The organism is uncultured Campylobacter sp. (genome assembly GCF_937997595.1).
In the GTDB taxonomy this organism is placed as follows: domain Bacteria; phylum Campylobacterota; class Campylobacteria; order Campylobacterales; family Campylobacteraceae; genus Campylobacter_B.
This window is the reverse complement of the sequence record NZ_CALKTS010000140.1, coordinates 1-1,223: the sequence shown is the minus strand read 5'-3', so window position 1 is coordinate 1,223 and position 1,223 is coordinate 1. Positions and strand designations below refer to the sequence as shown.

1 protein-coding gene and 1 pseudogene are annotated in these 1,223 nt (G+C 48.5%); one reads left to right on the top strand and one right to left on the bottom strand.

Annotation, left to right across the window (positions count from 1 at the left end; all coding sequences use genetic code 11):
- Positions 1 to 300, top strand: a 300-nt coding sequence (locus tag Q0614_RS04820) for an aminotransferase class V-fold PLP-dependent enzyme (RefSeq protein WP_298786921.1), incomplete at its 5' end; no start/stop codon positions are given.
- 633 nt (positions 301 to 933) lie between these two features.
- Here the strand turns inward: Q0614_RS04820 and Q0614_RS04815 are convergent.
- Positions 934 to 1,223, bottom strand: a pseudogene (locus Q0614_RS04815) (hypothetical protein); the annotation flags it as partial.

Sequence of the window (1,223 nt, the reverse complement as noted above, 5' to 3'; positions counted from 1 at the left end):
ATCTTTGCTTTTAATATGCAAGGGCTCGGCGCGGACGCGCTAGCCGGGGTGCTCGGGCAGAAATTTGAGATCCAGACCCGCGCAGGCTGCGACTGTGCAGCACCTTACGGCTTTGATCTGCTCGGCTTACAACCCGATACCGAAATGTCGCGCAAACCCGCTTGGGTGCGGGCTAGCTTCTCGTTCATCCACGACGAAAGCGACGTGGATTTCTTAGCAGAGGCGCTAAGACAGATCGCTCAGATCCGCGATAAAATCACCTTTGTAGCGGGCAAATACCGCTGCGGCAGCGTAAATTAAGCTCGCGAAATTTTACAGCAAGAGCCGCTTTTAAATTTTACGGCGCGGAGTTTTGCGACATAAAATTTTGTCGGCGGAATTTCGTAGTGCAGAATTTTATAGCTTGGAATTTTAAAGCGTAGAATTTTATGCGCGGCTCGAGCGGCAGATGCTCCGTGCCGATTGGGGCGTGAAATTCTTCGGTATAAAATTTCGTGGCTTGGAATTTTGAAATTTTAAATTACGAGCTGAATTCTGGCGGTAAATTTTGTGCTGCGGAATTTTGCGCCGTGAAATTTGAGCGGTAGAATTCCGTGCCGCGTGGACAAATTTTACACCGCTAAATTTTAAAATTCCGAAATAAATTTCGCTGTTTGAATACAGGGCGAGGGTTCTATGCTCTAAATTATGCGGTCGCGTAAAATTCCGTGCCGTGGAATTTTAGCCGCAAAATTTTGAAATTTCACAAAACCGAATTTTACTCGGCAGAATTTTACGACGCAAGACTCTACTGCGGAGCTTTGTGCGGCGTAAATTTGATGCGGTCGCGCTCGTGTCCGAAAGCTTAAATTAGGGCGCGAACGTTTGCGATAAGAGCGCAGATTTTAAGAGGCGAAATTCTGCGCTGCTAAAAGGCGCAAAATTTCACCGAATTTACTCGCCGAATTCCTTCTGAAGCCTATAAACCTTATCGTAATCGACCCCCTCGATGATGCGCGGGCGCGAGGCGTTGAAATCCGCGTTTATCACCGAGCGGGTGGGATCGTACTCGGGTAGGTCGGTCATCTCTAAAATTTCTGCGATCGCGTGGATGAGATCGTCGTTTAAAAACGGCCTATTTTTGGCTGCGGCGATGCGCGCCCAAAGATCAGCGTTTTGCTCTTTGAACTTATCCGACGCCATGAAAATCAGCGGGATTTCGAGCGTGAAGCGGTTGATGCCGC